Source organism: Neorhizobium sp. JUb45, from assembly GCF_004343585.1.
Classification (GTDB): domain Bacteria; phylum Pseudomonadota; class Alphaproteobacteria; order Rhizobiales; family Rhizobiaceae; genus Neorhizobium.
In genome coordinates this window covers 420,411-440,945 of record NZ_SLYW01000003.1, presented here as the reverse complement: position 1 = coordinate 440,945, position 20,535 = coordinate 420,411, and the positions used below count along the sequence as shown (strand labels likewise).

The following is a 20,535-nucleotide window of genomic DNA, read 5'->3' as shown; positions in this document are numbered from 1 at the left end:
ATCGCGGTCCTTTCTTGTCTTCACAGCAACGGGCGCTCGGCCGCGCGGGCCGGCCAGTGGGCAATGGGTTTGGACTGGCCCTTCATCGAAATGGTCAGCCGCGTGAAACTGTTGACGGATGTGTAGAGGCTGAAGAAACGGTCGAGCACCGATCCGAACAGGAAGGCCGAGGCGCGGTCGATCGCTGCCGGATCGAATTCCAGTGCGATTTCCGTGCCCGGCACCATGCCACCGCTGCCCAGCCGCGCGGTGGAGCTTTCGGCGCGGATGCGGATCAGCGCATCGACAAGCTGCTTGGTTTCCGGGCTGTCGCGGAAGGCATAAAGCGACAACACATCCTTCAGCGCCGCCCCCTCATTGTCGAACAGCGACAGATGGTTGAGCAGAAGATGCGAGACGAGGCGCCAGTTGCGGCCGTCCTGATCGTTCATGCGCACGGACGGCGTCGGCGGCATCAACGCTTCCACGCCCGATACCGCTTCATGGCCCGACGCCAGCTGCAGGAACGGGTGGCCGCCGCCGAAGGGCAATTGCTCCGGCAGTTCGCGGTTGATGCACAGGGTATCCACACCGGCGACCGCATCGATCGGCCCTGCAAACCGGCGGTCGCGATCGACGAAGGCGATCTCCATGTCGCTGGTGCCGTCTTCCTCGTCGAACCGACGATAGGCCTGCCAATAGGCTGTGCTGTTGCCGGCACGCTGGCTGCGGCCGAAAAACGGCTGGCAATATTCTTCCTGCCCGCGTGAGCCGGTGAGAAGAACCCGCTCGATCGCATAGATCTCGCGGGTCTTCTGGCGACGGGCGTCCGGCAGAAGACGATATTCGGTACGAGTACCATCGACCGAAATCGGCTCGCAGGTCTGCCGGAACAGGTTGACGACCGGGGTCGCATTCAGTGCAAAATCTCGGGCCGACACGGTGCGTTCAAGCTTGGCGTCGGTTTCCTTGAGATAGATGAAGATTTCCAGCGCCTGATCCTTCCAGGCGCTCAGTCCCTCGATATCGAGGAACAGGTATTTTTGCGGCAGGGCGAAAAACTCTGTCAGCAGCCGGTAACCGATGAAACTCGGTGCCGGATAAGGCAGCATCGCCTCGTTTTCTTCGAAACCCACCTGTTTCAGATTGCGGGCCGGCAGAAACACCGGCTGGCGGTCATCGCCATGGCGGGCAAGTGCGATGCCGAGCGTGTGGTTGGCCAGGAGTTCGTAGATCGAAACGGCCTGGCTCCAGGCGGAGGGAATGTGCAGGCGCAGACGATCGATGCCGAGTTCGCCGAACGGTTTGCGGGCATCCAGCGTGCGAACCGACAGGCGCAGACAACCGGCGACGCCTTGATAGGGCGACAGCGGCGCGTTGATCGGCTGGCCGGAAAGAGTGGCGCCGGTGATTTCGATCGGCGCCATTTCCACGTCCTGCGTGGTGCGGAAACGGCAGGATTCGCCACCGATCGGCTCAGCGAGGATTTCCGTGTGGCGCGGCACGGTCTGCACCGATGCCAGCGTGTCGCTCGGGTTGAAGCGCACGATGCTCATCGATGGCAGGGGTGCCAGATAATGCGGGTAAAGCGTCTCCAACAGGCCGTCGGTCAGTTCCGGAAACTCATCATCCAGTTTCTGGCGCACGCGCGCGGCAGAGAAAGCAAAGCTCTGGATCAGGCGCTCGACATGCGGATCATCGGCAACATCGCCGGTCATGCGCAGGCGGCCGGCGATCTTTGGAAAAGCGTCGGCGAACCGGGCGGCGCGTTTGCGCAGCGCTCCCAGTTCCTCGTTGTAACGATGCAGAAAACCGTCAGCCATTCGCCGCCTCCACGAGGAAACGCTGTGTGGACGGGTCGATGGTGGATTCGAAACTGATCGGCGGCATGCCCTCATGCAGACGGAAGGTCGCCTGAATACGCATTCGTAAGGCCCGCTCGGTCATCGTCCGGCTTTTCAGGATCGTCACGCGCACTTCCGAAAGCCGCGTTTCGAACATGGTAATGCGGCGCTCGATCATGCGGGCGAGCGAAAGTTTTGCCTCATCCGTCACCAGATTGGCCGACACCATGCCGTCGACGCCGTAGCTCACCAATGCATCCTTCAGTTCGGAAAGTTCCGAAGGCGGCGCCGAGGGGCAACGACGGGTGTTGAGCAGCGCCTCAAGGTCACGACGGATCGACTCGCGCATTTCGCGCGTCTGATCGGTCACGCTTGCCGGTGGGTCGAAGTCGCGATCGGGCGCGTCGTCGATCAACCGGTCCAGAATGGACCGGGAGAGAACGCGATCACGCGGCCGATAACGCTCCAGCGGGTCAACCATGCGCAACCTCGCGGGCAGCGGCAGCCGTTGCCGCTTCCAGGCTTTCCGTATCATGGAAGGACGCGAGATCATCTCCGGCCAGGAACGAGCGCTGGCCGCGGCCGGTGGTGATGCCGGTCGGCTCTTCCACCCATTCCGTTTCGCGGCCAAGCCGCAGGCGATCATCCGTACCGGTGCCGTGATAGATGGCCGGCAGCAGAACCGGGGCAACGGCACCGTCTATCAGCGACAGTTCGGCGCGGCGGAAGGCGAGATCGCGCGGACGGGCGATCGGCTCGATGGTCAATTCGGCGATCTTGGCAAAATCAATCCACAGATAGGCGCCGCCGGTCATGATCACTTCCAGCGCATGCGGCGTGCGGTCGTCGAGATCGCGGAAATCGTCGATACGCTTGCCGTTCAGCAGGATGGCGCGTTCGCCGCGCAGTTCTTCAAGGCGCTGCAGTTCGGCGGTGGCTTCATCGCCATTGCCTTCACGGTGGGCGATGCCGACCTTGACGGCCAGCTTGTCGAGTTCGCTCGGGCCTTGCGGAAATTCCGGCACGGCGCCGGTCTCATACCATGCATTGCGGGCGGCCATGCCGCGCAACTCGTTGCGCAACAGCGCAAAGCCCATCGTCGCATCCGGCGCAAAGGTAACGGCAAGGCCACACTGATTGTCGGCGCGCTCGTAATCGCCGGCCAGAACCAGCAGGTCGATATAGAGATTGCGGGCCTCCTGATCGGACGGCTTGGCTTTCAGGTGCGCCTTGGCTGCATCGAGTGCCTCATCGAGTGCGTTTTCGCTGAGCAGGCGGGCGATGCTTTCGGAAAGCGTCATGCGGACATCCTTTTGGGTAGCGAACCTTCATTCGCGGAAGCGGTGCGGCTTCCCGTCATCGTTTCGGCGATGAGGTGGAAGCTGGTGGAAACGTCGTCGAGCTGGAAATGCGGCTGCAGACGAACGGTACAGGAGAAGGTGCCGGGCTTGCCGGGGATCTCGGCGACGGTAATGCCGGCGGAACGAAGCGGAAAACGCGTGCGCAGCGCCAGATCGGCATCGTCATTGCCAAGCGTATAGGCGGTCAGCCAGTCTTCCAGCTTGCGTTCGATCGAGCGCGCGTCGGACAGCTGGCCGATCTCGTCGCGCATGATCACCTTGAGATAATGCGAGAAGCGCGAGGCGCAGAGCACATATTGCAGCATGGCGGCGATGCGGGCGTTCTGGCGTGCATGTTCGTTGGAATAATGCTGTGGCGCGTGCATCGACTGGTTGGAATTGAAGATGGCCGAAGCCGACAGATAGGTGGTGGCAACAGGCACGATGCCGAGATCGCAGAACTGCTGTTCCTGCCCCGTGGTCAGGCGGATCTCCACCGGTGCCTGCGCCGACAGGCCGTTGCTCTCGGTGCCGAAATCGTATGGCGCCAGTTCCATCGTGCTCAGCATGCCGCCATCGATGGCGTCCTGCGTGACGCCACGGATATCGGCAAACCAGCCGCTGTCGATGAAATTGCGGATGACGACGGTGGCAAAGGCGAAGGCGGCATTGCCCCACAGAAGCGAACTGCCATCCTCGGCGATCTCCTCGCGAAACGGAAACCGATCGTCGCGATGGCGGGCATAAGGCTCGAACGGCGCGCGCATCAGAATGCGCGGCGCGACAAGGCCGAGGAAGCGGGAATCTTCCCGTGCACGCAGGCTGTTCCAGCGGATACGGGCCGGATCGCTGGCCAGCCAGGAAAAATCCTGAACGCGGCCGAGGTCCTGAAAGCTTTCCAATCCGACCGCACCGGCGGAAGCGCCGGCCACAAAGGGACAAAAGGCCGCCGCAGCGACCATGCCAAGCTGGGTCAGCGTGCTGACGGGATCGCCGCCATCCGGTTCCTCGTGGGAAAAATGGTAATCGCCGACCAGCAAGCCGTAAGGCTCGCCGCCGGGCATGCCGAATTCGCGGCTGTAGATCAGTTCGAACAGGTGGCTCTGGTCGAAATCGGAGGCGCGCTCCATGCTGCGCGCCAGTTCTTTCCAGCTCATGCTCAACAGCTTGATCTTGACGTCGCCACCACGCGTGGATTCACGCACGAGCATGGCAATGCCGCGCCACCGTGCCTCCATCGCCTGAAAATCAGGGTGGTGCAGGATAGCGTTGACTTGGCCGTTCAGCGCCTCGTCGATCAGTGAGATCAACTGGTCTGCCCGGCGCCGCCATTCTGTGCTGGAACCCATGGTCATTATATTTGGCCGAAATATCGCTTGAAAAAGGAAAGTACGCGCGGCGAAATGTCGCCGCGCGTATCGTCAGATTTTAGGACTTGGACGGAATGCGGGCGACCATGCGCAGCGAGGTCGTCAGTTCTTCCATCTGCAACCACGGACGCATCCAGGCGACGGCATTGTAGGAACCCGGCTTGCCCGGAATTTCCTGCACGGTCACCTTGGCATCGCGCAGCGGATATTTTGCGCGCGATTCTTCGCCGGCATCGTCATTGGCGTTGACGTAGTTGGAGATCCAGCGGTTCAGCCAGTTCTGGCAATCTTCCGCTTCCATGAAGGAGCCGATCTTGTCGCGACCCATGACCTTCAGGTAGTGGGCGAAACGCGAAGTGGCCATCATGTAGGGCAGACGTGCCGAAACGGCAGCGTTGGCCGTTGCTTCCGGACGGTCGTAGAGCTTTGGCTTGTGGGCCGTCTGCGCACCGAAGAACACGGCATAATCGGTGTTCTTGTAGTGGCACAGCGGCAGAAAGCCGAGCTTGCCGAGTTCGGCGTCGCGACGGTCTGTAATGCCGACTTCGGTCGGGCATTTCAGATCGAGATCGCCGTCATCGCTGGCGAAGACATGCATCGGCAGGCCTTCGACCTTGCCGCCATTTTCCGCGCCACGGATGGCCGTGCACCAGCCGCTCTTGGCGAATGCGTCGGTGAGGCGCGTGCCCATCACATAGGCCGCGTTCATCCAGCAATAGTTTTCGTGCGGCAGTTCACCCGTCTTCGAACCGCCGGTTTCGTCATAGTTGAACTCGTCGACCGGGTTGGTCGTCGGGCCGTAGGGCATGCGCGAGAGAACACGCGGCATGGCCAGCGTCACGAAGCGGGAATCGTCGCTGTCGCGAAGGCCGCGCCACTTGGCGTATTCGACGGTTTCGAAAATCTTTTCGAGATCGCGCGGCTTGGACAGCTCGCGGTAATCGTCGAAGCCGAACATGCGCGGGCTGGCCGCCGAGATGAACGGCGCGAAAGCTGCTGCCGCGATCATCGATACGCCCTGAAGCGTCTGCACGTCGTCGAACGAATTGTCGAATTCGTAATCGCCGATGATCGCGCCCATCGGTTCGCCGCCCGGCGTGCCGAATTCGTCTTCGTAGATCGACTTGAACAGGCGCGACTGGTCGAATTCCACCGCCTTGGAAAGGTCGCGGCTGATGTCACGCTTGGAAGCGTTCAGCACACGGATCTTCAGGTTGACGCTGGTTTCGGAATTCTTGACCAGATAGTTCAGACCGCGCCAGGTACCCTCGAGCTTGACGAATTCCGGTGCCTGCATGATGGCGGCAAGCTGGGTGGAAATCGTCTTGTCGAGTTCGGCGATCGCGTTGTTCAGCGTGATCGTCAGGTTGCGGTCATAGGTGACCGTGCCCTTGAGGGCCTGGTCGGTCAGGGTGCGCAGAAGATCCTGTGCACGGTTTGGTTCGGTCTGACGGGTCGCCGCGACGACCTGGGAGAGAAGATCCTGTTCCTGTGCGAAACCGGCCTCTTCCTTCCTTTGCACTTGCGTGTCAGCGCTCATGTCTCAAATCCTTTTTTATGAGCAGCGCGTCGGAAAAGCTGTTCCGGGGCAGGCGATACTCAAAACAAACAGACGGGCATTTCCTGATGCGCGACGGGCTTGTGCCCGATGCCGCGCACCGCCGGCACTCAGTTGGCGGGGCTCTTGTTCTCTTCCTTCTTGTCGCCGCCAAGCTGGGCGACGAGCTGGGAGAGATCGGCCTTGTTCTGCAAAATGTCTTCGAGCAAGCGTTCCAGTTCTTCCGAACGGTCGGCCTTGCTCATCAGGTCACGCAATTCGTTGCGGGCATCGAGCAGAGCCTTCAGTGCAGGCACCTGATTGACCACCGAACCCGGCTCGAAATCTTCCATGCTTTCGAACTTCAGCGCGACCGGAAGCTGGGTGCCGTCACCCTTCAGCGTGTTGTCCACCGAGATGGTGAGACCCGGCGTCATGCGGCGCATCACGTCGTCGAAATTGTCGCGGTCGATCTGCACGAACTTGCGTTCGCCGAACGGCTTCAGCGGCTGGGTGGGGTTACCGGAAAAGTCACCGAGAACGCCGACGACGAAGGGAAGTTCCTTCACCACCATCGCGCCTTCGGTTTCCACTTCGTACTTGATGTGGACGCGAGGCTTGCGAACCCGCTCCAGCTTTTCATGTACACTTGCCATCAAGATTCTCCTTCATGCCATCGGCAAAATACGAATTCAGATTGTTGCGGAACGCGATCGGACAAGGCCCGATTGCAATAAAATCTCTTCAGCCTCCCCTGTTTTCCGTGGAGGGTTGAATGCCGGCCGCCGTCAGCACCGCATGTCGCGCGTGCTGTTCGGGCAAAAGCTCGGCAAGAAGTTCGGAAAAATCCATGCGTCCGCGACGCACCAGCGTCTCGATCGACATGGAAACCGGGGAATGCGGCTCGGTACGGCGGAAATAGCGCGACACCGCCATCAGAAGCTCGAATGCCTCTTCGCGGGATCGGATGCTGTCCGCCGTTATGGCGCGGATGCGCGGCTGGTCTTCCGCAGGCGCTGTCACACCGGTCTCCGACGGTTCGAATTCCTGCGCATTTTCAGCTGCTTGCGCCGGTTCCGGCTCGCTGATGCCGGCCAGAACGCGGATCGCGGAGGCGGCCTCTTGCAACACATTGCGTGTATTAGAACTTGGTGGTGCCTGCCTGCCGCAGCGTTCATCAAGTATTTCTACCATACGGTCAAAAGCGGCAATGCACTCCATGAGAACGTGCAAATGCGCTGACATATTCGCGACACCGGCTTCCAGCGCCGCATGCTGCAGGTCTTCGCGACGAGCGTCTTCGCCGGGCCGCTGGCCGATCTGGAAATCCCACAGCGAAAACTGTGCGAATTTTACCCCCGGGATCAATGAACTCAGACGAATAGCCTGGATGATCGTGCCTTCTGAGCCGACACCGTTCAACCCGGCGAAGGGACTGAAGCGCTCCTCGAAATCCTCGTCGCCAATGGAATGCAGATCGTCAAAATAGTTTTCTAAAAGCGACACGATGGACAGGTAGACATCCCGCAGGCCTTCAAAGCCACGCAGTCGCACCTGGGCTTCTGCAACCCAGGCTAATACTTCTATATCCTTACTCTCTGAAGTAAGAATCTGCAATCCAAGGTTGCTTACGTCTTGCCAGATAGGTGACAAGCCAATATTCTCACCCGGCGTTATTCCTCGTTCGGCAGCTCTTGCAGCGTTACGGGCGTCCTTAATTCTATAGTATATTGGGCGCGCAGAAGTATTTTCCCTGACGTTTTCTCCGCAGGGGCGCGTTTCATCAAGTGGATCCACGATCTGGCGCACGTTCACGCGGGGATGATCTCCGTTTATATAAGGTATTTCGTAACTAAGCCTATAATGTTGGCCCATATAACGTCTTGTCAACCTCAGACAAGAGGTGTCAATTTTATGACGGTAGTATGAGATACTTTTTCGAAAAATAGGGGATTTTTACGACTGGACAAGGTGGTTTGATCGCCCTAGTTGTCGCCGGACATCTCGAAGAACACCGTACGGCCAACAGCAAACAGGACTTGCCTGATGTCGCATATCGATCTCAATCGTCTGATCAGAACGCTTGAGCCTAACTTGCGTGTCGGTCTTGAGACAGCGGCATCACTTGCCGCGCGTCATCAGCATGCCGCCGTAGATATTGCCCACTGGTTGCGCTCGCTCCTCGATATTCAGGCACTTTCCGCCGTTTTCGAAGAGCTTGACGTGCCGTCGGAGGCATTGCGCACTGAACTGGACGCCACCATCGCCGACATCCGGCGTGAGGGTGACGCGTCGCTTGCCCTTTCCCAGAACCTGCTCGCTCTGGCGCGAGAAGCGTGGCTTACTGCATCGTTGCAGTCCGGCCGCTCGACAGTCGTGCTGGGCGATCTTCTCTCTGCCCTGAATTCCGATCAGTCGCTGCGTGTCGTTGCTCGCGGCATTGCGCCGTCGCTGCGTTCGCTCAACCGCGCGAAGCTCGACAGCCTGCTGGAGAAGGCGCAAGGCGAACCGGGCGGCCAGTCGGAGCCGGCGTTGAATGCGCCGGCTTCTGCGTCTCAGGGCAACGAATTCCTGCGGCTTTATACCCGCGACATGACCGAGGATGCCCGCGCCGGCAAGATCGACCCGGTGATCGGCCGCGATGGCGAGTTGCGCCAGGTCGTCGACATCCTTATGCGTCGTCGCCAGAACAATCCGATCCTAGTGGGTGAAGCCGGTGTGGGTAAAACCGCCGTCGCGGAAGCCTTTGCGTTGGAAATTGTTGCCGGCAACGTGCCGGAGCGCCTGAAGGAAGTTAAACTTCTGCTGCTCGATCTCAGCCTTCTGCAAGCGGGTGCCGGCGTGAAGGGCGAGTTCGAACGTCGCCTCCATGGTGTCGTCGATGCCGTCAAGGCGTCCGACAAGCCAATCATTCTGTTCATCGATGAGGCGCATGGCCTGATCGGTGCCGGCGGGCAGGCGGGTAATGGCGATGCCGCCAATATCCTGAAACCAGCCCTTGCTCGTGGTGAACTGCGCACGATCGCTGCCACCACCTGGAGCGAATACAAGCGTTATATCGAAAAAGACGCGGCGCTTACCCGTCGTTTCCAGACGGTTCTCGTCAACGAGCCGGATGAAAAGACCGCGGTACGCATGCTGCGTGGTGTTGCCGGCAATCTGAAACTGCATCACCGCGTGCGCATTCGCGATGAGGCGATCGTTGCCGCCGTGCAGCTTTCTGCCCGTTACCTGCCGGCGCGGCAGTTGCCTGACAAGGCGATCAGCATTCTCGACACGGCTGCCGCTGCCGTTGCCCTGGCACGCCAGACAGTGCCGGAAGCGCTGAAAAATCTCAAAAGCGAAAGCGACATGCTGGAGGCGGAAGCAAACTGGCTGGAAGCTGAACCGCAGACGGAAGAAACCTCAGCGCGTCTGACGGAAATCCGTTCCGAGCGCGAGGATATCGCCCGCGAGATCGAGGCGCTGACCGGAAAATATGACCGGGAAATGCAGCTGGCTCGCGAGGCAGACCGCCTCGAAGAAGCATTTTCCGAGGACAATGCAGTTGCTCCGCTCTCGGCAGATGATGCCGCGACCGATGGCGCCGCCAATGTCGCACCGTTCCCGTCGCAGGCCATGACGCCGGAAACTGCGCGCGCCGCATTGGTTTCGGCCGAGCGCAGCCTTGCAGCTGCTGCCGGCGAAGCGCCGCTCATTCCGCGCGTCGTCGATCGTGATGTGGTTGCCACCATCATCGCGCGCTGGACCGGTATCCCGGTCGGCAAGCTGCTGACCGATCAGGTCGAGACGGTGAAAACGCTGGATGCGCGCCTGAAAGAGCGCGTGCTCGGTCAGGACGCCGCGCTTGACCGTATCGCCGCCGCCATGCGGGCTGCCCGCGCCGGCCTGAACGATCCGCGCCGGCCGCCTGCCGTTTTCCTGCTGGTCGGCATGTCCGGCACCGGCAAGACCGAGACTGCACTCACGCTCGCCGACATGTTCTATGGCGGCAGCCAGCATCTGACCACGATCAACATGTCGGAGTTCAAGGAGGAGCATAAGATTTCGATGCTTCTCGGCTCTCCTCCGGGTTATGTCGGTTATGGCGAAGGTGGCGTGCTGACCGAAGCCGTTCGCCGCCGGCCTTACGGCGTGCTGCTGCTCGATGAGATCGACAAGGCGCATCCGGGTGTGCAGGAAATCTTCTATCAGGTGTTCGACAAGGGAACGCTGCGCGACGGCGAAGGCCGCGACATCGATTTCAAGAACACCACGATCTTCATGACCGCCAATACCGGTTCGGAATTGCTGGCCTCGCTGGCCGCCGATCCCGATACCATGCCGGAAGGCGAAGCGCTGGAGCAGTTGCTGCTGCCGGAACTGCAAAAACACTTCAAGCCGGCCTTTGTCGGCCGCACCACGGTTCTGCCGTTCATGCCGCTGACGGCGGAAACGCTGTCGGGCATCATCGATATCCAGATCGATCGCATCCGCCAGCGTGTCGTCGGCACATATGGCACGGCGCTGACGCTTTCGCAGGAGGCGCGCGAAGCGCTGATCTCGCGTGCGAAAAGCAGCGAAATGGGTGCACGCGCCATCGAGGTGATGATCGCCCGCGATCTTCTGCCGGTTCTGTCCACCTTCTTCCTCGATGTCATCACCGAGGCTCGCAAGATCAAGCATATTACAATCAATTTTGACGGCCAGCACTTTGGCATCGATGCCGAAGACGCAAAGCCGCAACAGGAATTCGCTGCGCCGGACGGGGGTCGGGGTCGGCAGGCGGATGAAGAAGCCGGGGGACGCAAACGCGCCCCAGGACGATCGCGAAAGGCGACGACGCCTTAGACGCAACAAGGCTAAGACCTTTAAACAGGAGCTGAAAGCATGCCGATTTATCTTCAGATCGACGGTATCCAGGGTGACGCAACGCACGAGCAGCACCGCAAGTGGATGGACATTGAAGCCATTCACTGGAACGTGTCGCGTAACCTGAACACCTCTGCCGGTTCGGCAGCAAACCGCGAAGCTTCCGAGCCGACCATTTCGGAAGTCATCCTTACCAAGGTCAGCGACTCGTCGTCGACCAAGCTGTTCCAGGAAGCCTGCTCGGGTCGCACCGGCAAGCGCGCCACCATCCACCTGGTAACGACCGGTAACCCGGGCGACACCTATATCGAATACCTGCTGACCAATACTCTGATCGCCAGCTATTCGATCGACTCGAACGGTGACCGTCCGGTCGAAACCATCAAGCTCAACTTCACCAAGCTTGAAGTGAAGTACACCCCGTTCGACGAACAGCAGAACCCGCAGTCGCCGATGATCGCTTCTTACGATCTCGCGACCACCAAGGCTGCCTAAGTCTTTTTGCCAGAAGCTGGCGTCGGCGGTTTTCCGCCGGCGCTTTCCCGCGCTCAATCCCGGTCTTAAGACTTTGAAGGAAGCTTCCCATGGGCATTCCAGATATCGATAAAGTAGCATTGACGGACTACAATCTGATCATCGAGGAAGTCTCCGACGAGAGCATCTTCGGGATGATTTCACCAACCCAGAAGATCAAGGGCGTCAAGGTTCTGACCTCTGCCCATCTTCAGGTCGTCCGCCGTGTCTATACTTTGACTGTCGGCGAGGACGTTTATTTCAAGGGCAATAAAATACAGGGAATGCCGGGCGCACGCGAGTTGCTGTCCGAGTTTCTGGAGCCGGGCAAGCAGATCACCACCCGCCCGAACGGCAAGATCGGCATTCTCAACCGCTATGTCGGCAAGAAGAACATTTTTACCGGCAGTGTGGCGCAGAAATACAAGGGCTCGGTGACCATACCGTTCCTGCGTCAGTATGGTGAGGATCCGGCACCGACGCGGCTGCTGCATGGTAATCCAGCGGTTACCTTCCTGCAGAAGGGCGAGGAAAACCCGATGGCCGCCGCCTATTACAACACGCGCACGCACAAGCTCGAATTGCTGCATTATTTCGAGCGTCACAAGCTGCTCGACAATTTCAAGGCGCATTTCGCCGATGCGACGCTGGCTCCGACGGGCTGACGGCAACGATAACCTACAGTATTGCGGTGAGGGCGCGTCCGTGTTGTCGGGTGCGCTTTCGGCCGTTTGGGCGCTTGTCGGGTAAAAAGAAATATCTCGCAGTTCGGTCCCGATTGTCGCGCTTTTATTCCTCGGCGGCAATGTAATTGAGAACGTCTGAACTCCTTTTCAAAGTGGTTTTGCGATCTATTTGATCGCAAAACAGGAGAACCGAGATGAGCCTACGTATCAACGATATCGCACCGGATTTTCAGGCGGAGACCAGTCAGGGTCCGATCTCGTTCCATGAATGGATCGGCGACAACTGGGCTGTGCTGTTTTCGCATCCGAAAAATTTCACGCCGGTCTGCACCACAGAGCTTGGCACGATGGCGGGCCTTGAAGGCGAGTTTCAGAAACGTGGCGTGAAGATCATCGGCATTTCCGTCGATCCGGTCGAAAGCCATGCCAAGTGGAAGGGCGATATCCGCACCGCCACCGGTTACGATGTCGAATACCCGCTGATCGGCGACAAGGATCTCAAGGTCGCCAAGCTTTACGACATGCTGCCGGCGGGTGTCGGCGAGACTTCGGAAGGCCGCACGCCGGCCGACAATGCCACGGTTCGCTCTGTCTTCGTCATCGGCCCGGACAAGAAGATCAAGCTCGTCCTCACCTACCCGATGACGACGGGGCGCAATTTCGATGAAATTTTGCGCGCGATCGACTCGATCCAGCTGACGGCAAAACATCAGGTGGCGACGCCTGCCAACTGGAAACAGGGCGATGATGTCATCATCACCGCTGCAGTGTCGAACGAAGATGCCCTCCAGCGGTTTGGTTCGTTCGATACGGTGCTTCCGTATCTGCGCAAGACCAAGCAGCCAGCCTGATTGAGCAAGCGTGGAGGGAGGGTAGTGTCCTCGCTCGTTTGATGCGTGCTCCCACGGAAGTTTTCGTCATCCTCGGGCCTGTCCCGAGGATCTAATCACGTCAATGAAATTAACCGGCAGCAGATCCTCGGCTCAAGGCCGAGGATGACGACGGAGAGGTATGCAGCCTTCGTCACCTGTTTCGCACAGGTAGTTTGGCGACAGCTTCTGCGCTCGTTTTTCCCTCACGGAATGTGCCGCAACCATTCCTCGGTCGAAAACTTTTCTGCGGCCAGCTTTTCCGCAGCTGCATATTCCTCGTCCGAAATTCTGCCGGCGGTGCCGCCGTTCAGCGAGACAAATGTCTCCTTCATTCGGCGGATGATTTCCTCGCGCGGCAGGCCTGTCTGGCTGCGCAGCGGGTCGACGCGCTTCACGGCGCTGGTCGTGCCCTTGTCGGACAGCTTTTCACGGCCGATGCGCAGAACCTGCACCATTTTTTGCGCATCCATGTCATAGGACATGGTGACATGGTGCAGCACCGCGCCTGACGAAAAACGCTTCTGCGCTGCGCCGCCGATCTTGCCCTTGGAACTCGAAATGTCGTTGAGCGGCTTGTAGAAGGCGTCGATGCCGAGTTCGTTCAGTGCCTTCAGAACCCAGTCGTCGAGAAAGGCATAGGAATCGGCAAAGCTCATGTCGCGCACCAGTTCGGCCGGTGCATAGAGCGAATAGGTCACGGCGCTGCCCGGTTCGACGAACATCGCTCCGCCGCCGGTCACACGCCGCACGGTCTCGACACCGAACTGGTTGGCGGCTTCCAGATCCACTTCGTTGCGCAGTGACTGAAAGCCGCCGATGATGATGGCCGGGCGTTCCCATTCCCAGAAACGCAGGCAGGGGCCACGACGACCGGCCGCCACTTCGCGGGCCAGCACTTCGTCGAGCGCCAGATGCATGGCCGGACGCTGCGGCGGCGCCTCGATGATCTGCCATTCGTAATCACGCCATGTGCCGGTGACGCCGAGCGCACGGCGCACCGCAATCGCCACCGCTTCCGGGCTGAAACCGATCATTTCCGCGCCAAGGCGGAGCTTGGCACGGATGGCGGCGGTGATGTCCTCGACCTTGACGGAGACGGGCAGACCTTCAAGCGCGCCGGAAATGTCGCCCAGGGCTTCCGCCGGCTCGAGAAAGAAATCGCCGGACACCTGCACGTTGGAAAGCCGGTCGTCGGCCGTGTCGAAATCGACCACGACGAGCTTGCCGCCCTGGACCTTGTATTCACCATGCATGGCGTTCTTCCTGTTCAAATGCACCTGCGACCGTTCCGTCAGGGGAACGAGACCATCGATCCGTAAAGCGACCGCAGCTTTTCCTTAACGGCTGGCGAGTTCCGATAGATCTCCACAAAACGTCGCAGCCTCTTGTCGTCACGCATATCGGGCCGCGTCACGAACTGGAAGGCATAGATCGGGTCGTTTTCGAAAATCAATCCGGAAGAGGCGTCGAGACCGGCGAGCTTGGCAAAAGTCGGGTAGGTGGCGGCGGCATCCACGTCATCGAGAACGCGGGCAATCTGCGGGCCGTCGAGCTGTGTGATCTTCAGCGGCTTCACCCATGTCACCACGTCTTCAAGCGTCGCCTTGGTGCCGACGCCGGGCTTCAGTTCCACAAACTTTGCCTGCTGCAGAAGAAGCAGCGAGCGGGCGGTGTTGACGGCGTCACCAGAAAAAACGATCTGCGCATTGTCCGGCAGCTCGGCGAGCGTTTTTACCTTCTTTGAATAGAGGCCAAAAGGCGTGCTGAAGGCGGGCGCGATGGCAACGAGGTCATTGCCGGTATTGGCGTTGGTGAATTCCAGATAGGGCACGTGCTGGAAAAGATTGGCATCGGCCTCGCGATCCGCCACGGCGCGGTTCGGCGTGTTCCAGTCGTTGAACTCGATCAGCTCGACCTTCAGACCCTCGACTTCCGCCTCTTCGGCAGCAATCTCTGCCGCCTGGTTTGAAATGCTGGTGGCAAGCGCGATGCGCAGCGGTTTTGTCTCCTGCGCGCGGGCAGCAGAGGCCGTCACAGTGATGGTAAGCACGGTCAGCAACCCGGCGAGGAACGCGGTGAGACGGCCAGGTGTTGCTGATGGATAAGAGGTCTTCGATGCCATTGCCATTCTCGCTCCCGTAACGACAGGAAACGGGTTTGCCAAGGGCCCGTCTCACGTTCGCGAGTGGCTTTCTACGAGACAGAACAAAAGTCAACCCGATTTATCAAGTTTGACTTTTGTCACGCTGTGCCGTGTTCAGGCTTTTGCCGTCAATCGTGCGAAATGGCGGGGAGACACTTCAATCAGGTCGCCATCCGTCCTCGCGGAAAGATTGCGCACAGCATCCACGTGTTCGGGCTGCATCTGGCTGCCCGTATTATCGAAGCGCATATCGGGGTCCGGCACGGCAGACAAAAGCAAGCGTGTGTACGGATGCTGCGGATTGTCGATCACCTCGGCCGTTGCGCCCCATTCGACGATCTGCCCGGCATACATCACGGCAATATCCTCGGCCACGAAACGGGCGGTGGCGATGTCGTGGGTGATGTAGAGCATGGCGAGGTTCATCTCGCGTTTCATATCGTTCAGCAGGTTCAAGACGCCAAGCCGCACGGAGACGTCGAGCATCGAGGTCGGTTCATCCGCGACGATGACTTCCGGCTTCACCGCCAGCGCGCGCGCAATGTTGACACGCTGGCGCTGGCCGCCGGAAAGCTCGTGCGGGTATTTGGGGGCAATGAGATCCGGGTCCAGCTTTACCCGTTCCAGCAGTTCACGGATGGCGGCATCGATGTCGCTGCTACCAAGTTCCGGCCTGTGCAGTTTCAGCGGACGTTTCAGGTGATAGGCGATCGTCTGGGCCGGGTTGAGCGAGGCGAACGGATCCTGAAAGATCATCTGCACCGAACGCCGATAGGCGGCGATGTCCTTCGCGCCTGCCTTTTCCATCGGCTGGCCCTTGAACAGAACCCGGCCGGCATTGGGCAGATATTCCAGCATCGCCATGCGCGCGCATGTGGTCTTGCCACTGCCGGATTCGCCCACCAGTGCCAGCGCCCGGCCGGACTTGAGGGTCAGCGAGATGTTGCGGGCGGCGTGCACGGTGGCCGCACCATGGCCAAATGTCTTGGTGGCATCGTCGAGTGCCAGAATGATCTCGCTCATGCCAGCACACCTCCATGCAGCGACGGGAAGGATGCCCAGAGTTTTTTCGTATAGTCGTGCTGCGGCGTTTTATAGATCGCTTCGGCCGTGTTCTGCTCCACCAGCTTGCCGCCAAGCATGATGCCAATACGATCGCAGAACTGCACCATCAGGCCGAGATCGTGAGTGATGAACAGGACCGAAAATCCGAGCTTTCGACGCAGCTCATTGATCCGTTGCAGGATTTCCCGCTGAACTACGACATCGAGCGCCGTCGTCGGCTCATCCATCACCACCAGCTTGGGGCCAAGTGCCAAACAGATGGCAATAACGATGCGCTGACGCATGCCGCCGGAGAACTGGTGCGGATAATCACCCATGCGGTCGGGGTTGATATCGACCAGCTTCAGCATCTCCGCGGTCCGCTCGCGGGCCTGCGCCTTCGTCAAGCCGAGATGGGCTTTCAGCACGTCGTAAAACTGCGCCTCGATGCGCAGAACCGGGTTGAGCGAGTTCATGGCACTTTGGAACACCATGGCCACTTCGCGCCAGCGAAAGGCGGCCAGCGCCTTCGGGTCGAGATCGAGCACATCGCGACCATCGAGCAGGATTTCGCTGCCCTTGCGGATCAGCGCCGGGGGGCGGTGCAGGCGGCTGATGGCAAAGGCGAGCGTGCTTTTGCCGCAGCCGGATTCTCCCGCGAGGCCGAAAACCTCGCCGGGCGCGACATCGAAGCTTACGTTATCAACGGCGCGAAAATCGGTTTCGTCGCCGATATAGTCGATCGTCAGATTTTTGATGGATAAAAATGGCTGGCTCACAGGCGACCCTCCCCATTGCGCACGAGAAGCGACCAGCGCCCGAGCCGGTTGCCGGTGCGCAGGCGCGGATTGGCGATCTCATCGACGGCGAAATTCAGGAGCGACATGCCGATGCCGAGAAAGGCGAGCGCGAAACACGGCGTCAGGATTTCCCACCATGCACCGACCGAAAGCGCCGAAGCCTTCTGCGCGGCAAACAGCATGTTGCCCCAGGAGATTGCACGCGGATCGCCAAGGCCGAGAAATTCCAGCGTCGCCTGGGTGATGATCGCAAAGATGACGCTGCCGATGAAATTGATGCCGACGATGGAGATGACGTTGGGAAAGATTTCGAAGGCCATGATGCGCCATTGTTTCTCGCCCATCATCTCGGCGGATTTGACAAAGTCCTTCTGCTTGACGGAGAGCGTTTCCGCCCGCGTCACGCGCGCACCCCATGCCCATGAGGTGGCGCCGAGGATTAGCGCGATCACCACCGGGCTTGCCTGACCGATGAACGCGGCCAGTACCAGAAGCAGCGGCAGGTTGGGCACGACAAGCACCATGTTGGTGAAGAAGCTGATCACTTCATCCGTCTTGCCGCCGCGATAACCTGAGACAATACCGAGCACGGTGCCGACAACGGTGATCAGCAGACCCGCGCCAAACCCGACCATCAGCGAGGTGCGCGCGCCATACAGAACGCGGGCAAAAACATCCTGACCGATACGCGTCGTGCCGAGGATGTGATCCATGGACGGCGCCTGATGTGGGCGGCCGGTGCGGGTGGCGGGATTGTATTCGGTGAGCCAAGGTGCGGCGATCGCCAGAATGGCGATGGTGGCGATGATCGCCAGTCCCACAAGCGCCTTGCGGTTTTTCAGCAATGTCTTCATGTCATGCCGCCTTCAGTCGCGGGTCGAGCAGGACGTAGCTGACATCGACGATAAAATTGGCGACCAGCATGGTAGCGGTCATAATCAGCAACTGGCCCTGAATGACCGGGTAATCGCGCGCCAGAATGGCCTGATAGAGCACATTGCCGAGGCCGGGATAATTGAACACCACTTCCGTCACCAGCGAGCCGCCGAGAATGGTGCCGATGGCGATCGCGAGGCTCGAAACGGTCGGCAGCAGCGCGTTGCGGGCCGCATACCACAGCATGACGCGGCGGTCGGAAAGCCCCTTGGCGCGCGCCATGACGATATAATCCTCGCCCAGCAGATTGATCATGTTGTTGCGCATGGTCACGGTAAATCCGCCGATCAGCACGGTGCAGAGCGTCAGCATCGGCAGCACGCCATGATAGGCGACGCTTGAGATATATTGCAGCGTGAAAGCCGGATCGAGCGACGGATCGGCGGCATAACCGTTGGGGAACCAGTCCAGCGTGAAGCCGAACACGAAGAGCACGATCAGCGAGGTGACGACTGCCGGCACCGAGGTCGCGAAAATCGATGTCACCGACACGATGACATCAAATCGGCTGCCGCGCTTCCACGCCGCCATGACGCCGAGCCATGTGCCGAGCACGAAACTGATGATCGTCGCCGTGCCCATCAGCACCAGCGTCCAGATCAGCGCGTGGCCGAGAACCGAGGTGACGGGCAGGGGGAAATATTTGATCGAACGGCCGAGATCACCGGTGAAAATGCTGCCGATATAGGTGAGATATTGCTTCCACAGCGGCCCATCGACGAAACCGAAGGTGAGCTTCAGCGATTCCAGGCTTTCCGGCGGCAGTTCGGCACCGGCGCTCGAAAACATCAGCTGGATCGGATCTCCCGGCATCAGGCGTGGCAGGAAAAAATTGATGGTCGCGGCCGCCAGAAAGGCTGCGAGATAAAATCCCAGGCGGCGTAGAAGAAAGGCCATGCTCGGCTCCCTCAAACCGGCAGCAGCATCTGTCGATACTGCTGCCGTCGGATTGATGACCTCAGCCGGCTGGCTTCAGCGCCAGAAGGTGCAGAATGCGCGCCGGGTTGGTGCGCGAGATCGAGGGGTTCACGAACGGGTTCTCCTCCGTCGACCAGCCGGTAAACCGCTTGGTGTTATACTGGTACCAGTTCGGATTGTTGAAAACCGGGATCATTGGCATGTTTTCCGCCACGATCCGCTGCGCCTTCGCCATCACTTCCTTCTGCTTGGCCGGGTCGGCCGTGTGGGTGAATTCCACCACCAAGGCTTCCAGTTCCGGGTTGAACCAGCGCTGCGCGGTGAAGCGGGTCTTGCCCTTGTCGGCAGCGCTGAAGGCGCGCTTGTAGGGGTAATAAGGCGAAGCCGATGCCGGCAGGCTGTTGATCGCCGCGTCGAATTTGCCGGAGATCAGGCTGGAGGTCCACACGGCTTCTTCCGGCGTCTCGATCTTCGCATCGACACCGGCCGCCTGCATGCCCTCGATGGCGATGTTGACGGTATCGACCCAGTCGGTCCACGAGCTTGGCACGACGATCGAGAAGGACAGTTTTGTGCCATCCGGATTCTCGCGGAAACCGTCGCCATCCTTGTCGGCATAACCGGCTTCGTCCAGCAGCGCCTTGGCGGCCTCGGCATCAAATTTGCCGAATTTTCCGAGGTCGGCCGCGACCTTCTCGTCGGCCCAGCTCTTGTAAAGCTCGCCCATCAGGCCGGGGTCTTCGTTGAGCGTCGGATAACCGTAACCGGCGATGTCGATCATCGTGGCACGGTCGAGCGCCATGCTCATCGCCTGACGGAATTTCAGGTCGGTAAATGCCTTTTTGTTGTTCTCGTTGGCGGTTTCCAGATTGAACAGGAAGGCCACCATGCTGCTCGGCGAATACCAGAAATGATAATGTTCCGGGTCCTTGGCGACATAGACATTCTCGATGTCGGGAATGAAGGAAACGCCCCAGTCGAGCGTGCCGTCGGCGGTGGCGGTCAGGATCTGGTTGTTGTCGGCCAGCTGCGGAAAGCGCAGGCAATCGACCTTCAGCGTCGCTGCATCCCAGTAATTGGGGTTGCGGCACTGGTCATAGGTCTGGCCGGTGAAGCGAGGAATTTCGGTCAGGGCGCCGCTTGCCACCGGTTTTTCATTGGCAAAGGTCACCGGGTCGGCAATGTCCTTCCAGATGTGCTCGGGCACGATCGGCAGCTGTGACAGCTGCTCGGCGGCAATCGAGCTTGGTTCCTTCAGCGTGAAGCGCACCGTCTGGCCATCAACAGCTTCGACGCCGGTGATGAAAGTCCAGATGCTGACGAAATCCAGCGCTGGGAATTTCTTGATATAGTCATAAGTGAATTTGACGTCCGCCGCCGTCAGCGGCTTGCCGTCCGACCATTTGAGGCCCGCCCGCAGCTTGAAATCGACGCTCTTCAGGTCGTCCGCAAGCTTGTAGCTTTCGGCCAGACGATAGACCGGCTTGTTGCTGTCGAAACGGTTGAAGACGATCAGCGGCTCATACATGAAATCGAGCGTCGATTGCCGCGCCGATGTCTGGTTGAACGGGTTGAAGTTGCGCACCCAGGTCGTGGCCGGTTCGATATTGGCAGTCAGCACGGTCTGGGCGGATGCCGTGCCGGCAAGCAGGGCCAGCGCGGTTGCAATGAAAACGGTATTCCTCATGTCGGTTCCCCTTTT

General features: G+C 59.8%; 18 protein-coding genes. 4 read left to right on the top strand and 14 right to left on the bottom strand.

The features are described 5' to 3' along the window. Window positions 1-20 precede the first annotated feature (20 nt). The 7 genes from tssF to tssA form a co-directional block, all read right to left on the bottom strand. Window positions 21-1,802, bottom strand: a complete 1,782-nt coding sequence (gene tssF, locus EDF70_RS14640) for a type VI secretion system baseplate subunit TssF (protein ID WP_132274690.1) — start codon at window positions 1,800-1,802, stop codon at window positions 21-23. Then, entirely contained in the window at window positions 1,795-2,304 is a 510-nt protein-coding gene (gene tssE / locus EDF70_RS14635) for a type VI secretion system baseplate subunit TssE (protein WP_132274687.1), read from the bottom strand. The genes tssF and tssE overlap by 8 nt, the downstream gene beginning before the upstream one ends. Next, on the bottom strand, window positions 2,297-3,124 hold the full coding sequence (locus EDF70_RS14630) for a type VI secretion system accessory protein TagJ (RefSeq protein WP_132274684.1): 828 nt from the start codon (window positions 3,122-3,124) through the stop codon (window positions 2,297-2,299). The genes tssE and EDF70_RS14630 overlap by 8 nt, the downstream gene beginning before the upstream one ends. Continuing rightward, entirely contained in the window at window positions 3,121-4,512 is a 1,392-nt protein-coding gene (gene tssC, locus EDF70_RS14625) for a type VI secretion system contractile sheath large subunit (RefSeq protein ID WP_132274681.1), read from the bottom strand. The genes EDF70_RS14630 and tssC (EDF70_RS14625) overlap by 4 nt, the downstream gene beginning before the upstream one ends. Window positions 4,513-4,591: 79 nt before the next feature. Continuing rightward, the gene (tssC, locus tag EDF70_RS14620) at window positions 4,592-6,073 is read right to left on the bottom strand and encodes a type VI secretion system contractile sheath large subunit (RefSeq protein WP_132274679.1); all 1,482 of its coding nucleotides are present in this window, start codon (window positions 6,071-6,073) and stop codon (window positions 4,592-4,594) included. 128 nt (window positions 6,074-6,201) lie between these two features. Continuing rightward, the gene (gene tssB, locus EDF70_RS14615) at window positions 6,202-6,726 is read right to left on the bottom strand and encodes a type VI secretion system contractile sheath small subunit (protein WP_132274676.1); all 525 of its coding nucleotides are present in this window, start codon (window positions 6,724-6,726) and stop codon (window positions 6,202-6,204) included. Between the two features lie 88 nt (window positions 6,727-6,814). Continuing rightward, complete coding sequence (tssA, locus tag EDF70_RS14610; RefSeq protein WP_245519174.1) at window positions 6,815-7,885, bottom strand: type VI secretion system protein TssA; 1,071 nt, start codon at window positions 7,883-7,885, stop codon at window positions 6,815-6,817. A gap of 231 nt (window positions 7,886-8,116) precedes the next feature. Here tssA and tssH point away from each other — a divergent pair, with 231 nt between their 5' ends. From tssH to EDF70_RS14590, 4 genes are all read left to right on the top strand, one after another. Then, window positions 8,117-10,900 (top strand): type VI secretion system ATPase TssH, encoded by a 2,784-nt coding sequence (gene tssH / locus EDF70_RS14605; RefSeq protein ID WP_132274670.1) that lies wholly within the window; start codon window positions 8,117-8,119, stop codon window positions 10,898-10,900. Window positions 10,901-10,939: 39 nt separating this feature from the next. Beyond that, window positions 10,940-11,416: a type VI secretion system tube protein Hcp gene (locus tag EDF70_RS14600; protein WP_132274667.1), complete on the top strand. Its 477-nt coding sequence runs from the start codon at window positions 10,940-10,942 to the stop codon at window positions 11,414-11,416. Window positions 11,417-11,505: 89 nt separating this feature from the next. After that, window positions 11,506-12,099, top strand: a complete 594-nt coding sequence (locus EDF70_RS14595) for a hypothetical protein (RefSeq protein WP_132274665.1) — start codon at window positions 11,506-11,508, stop codon at window positions 12,097-12,099. A gap of 215 nt (window positions 12,100-12,314) precedes the next feature. Beyond that, window positions 12,315-12,971, top strand: coding sequence for a peroxiredoxin (locus EDF70_RS14590; RefSeq protein WP_132274662.1), 657 nt, complete (start codon window positions 12,315-12,317; stop codon window positions 12,969-12,971). Window positions 12,972-13,195: 224 nt separating this feature from the next. Here EDF70_RS14590 and EDF70_RS14585 read toward each other — a convergent pair whose 3' ends face one another. From EDF70_RS14585 to EDF70_RS14555, 7 genes are all read right to left on the bottom strand, one after another. After that, on the bottom strand, window positions 13,196-14,263 hold the full coding sequence (locus EDF70_RS14585) for a biotin/lipoate A/B protein ligase family protein (protein ID WP_245519173.1): 1,068 nt from the start codon (window positions 14,261-14,263) through the stop codon (window positions 13,196-13,198). Window positions 14,264-14,283: 20 nt separating this feature from the next. After that, on the bottom strand, window positions 14,284-15,120 hold the full coding sequence (locus tag EDF70_RS14580) for a MetQ/NlpA family ABC transporter substrate-binding protein (protein WP_132274659.1): 837 nt from the start codon (window positions 15,118-15,120) through the stop codon (window positions 14,284-14,286). Window positions 15,121-15,249: 129 nt separating this feature from the next. Continuing rightward, complete coding sequence (locus EDF70_RS14575) at window positions 15,250-16,158, bottom strand: ATP-binding cassette domain-containing protein (RefSeq protein WP_132274656.1); 909 nt, start codon at window positions 16,156-16,158, stop codon at window positions 15,250-15,252. Next, the gene (locus EDF70_RS14570) at window positions 16,155-16,958 is read right to left on the bottom strand and encodes an ABC transporter ATP-binding protein (RefSeq protein WP_132274654.1); all 804 of its coding nucleotides are present in this window, start codon (window positions 16,956-16,958) and stop codon (window positions 16,155-16,157) included. Before EDF70_RS14570 ends, EDF70_RS14575 begins: the two co-directional genes overlap by 4 nt. Further along, on the bottom strand, window positions 16,955-17,833 hold the full coding sequence (locus EDF70_RS14565; RefSeq protein WP_132274651.1) for an ABC transporter permease: 879 nt from the start codon (window positions 17,831-17,833) through the stop codon (window positions 16,955-16,957). Before EDF70_RS14565 ends, EDF70_RS14570 begins: the two co-directional genes overlap by 4 nt. Before the next feature lies 1 nt (window position 17,834). Continuing rightward, the gene (locus tag EDF70_RS14560) at window positions 17,835-18,812 is read right to left on the bottom strand and encodes an ABC transporter permease (protein WP_132274648.1); all 978 of its coding nucleotides are present in this window, start codon (window positions 18,810-18,812) and stop codon (window positions 17,835-17,837) included. Window positions 18,813-18,873: 61 nt separating this feature from the next. Continuing rightward, window positions 18,874-20,520: an ABC transporter substrate-binding protein gene (locus EDF70_RS14555; protein ID WP_132274645.1), complete on the bottom strand. Its 1,647-nt coding sequence runs from the start codon at window positions 20,518-20,520 to the stop codon at window positions 18,874-18,876. Window positions 20,521-20,535: the final 15 nt, after the last annotated feature.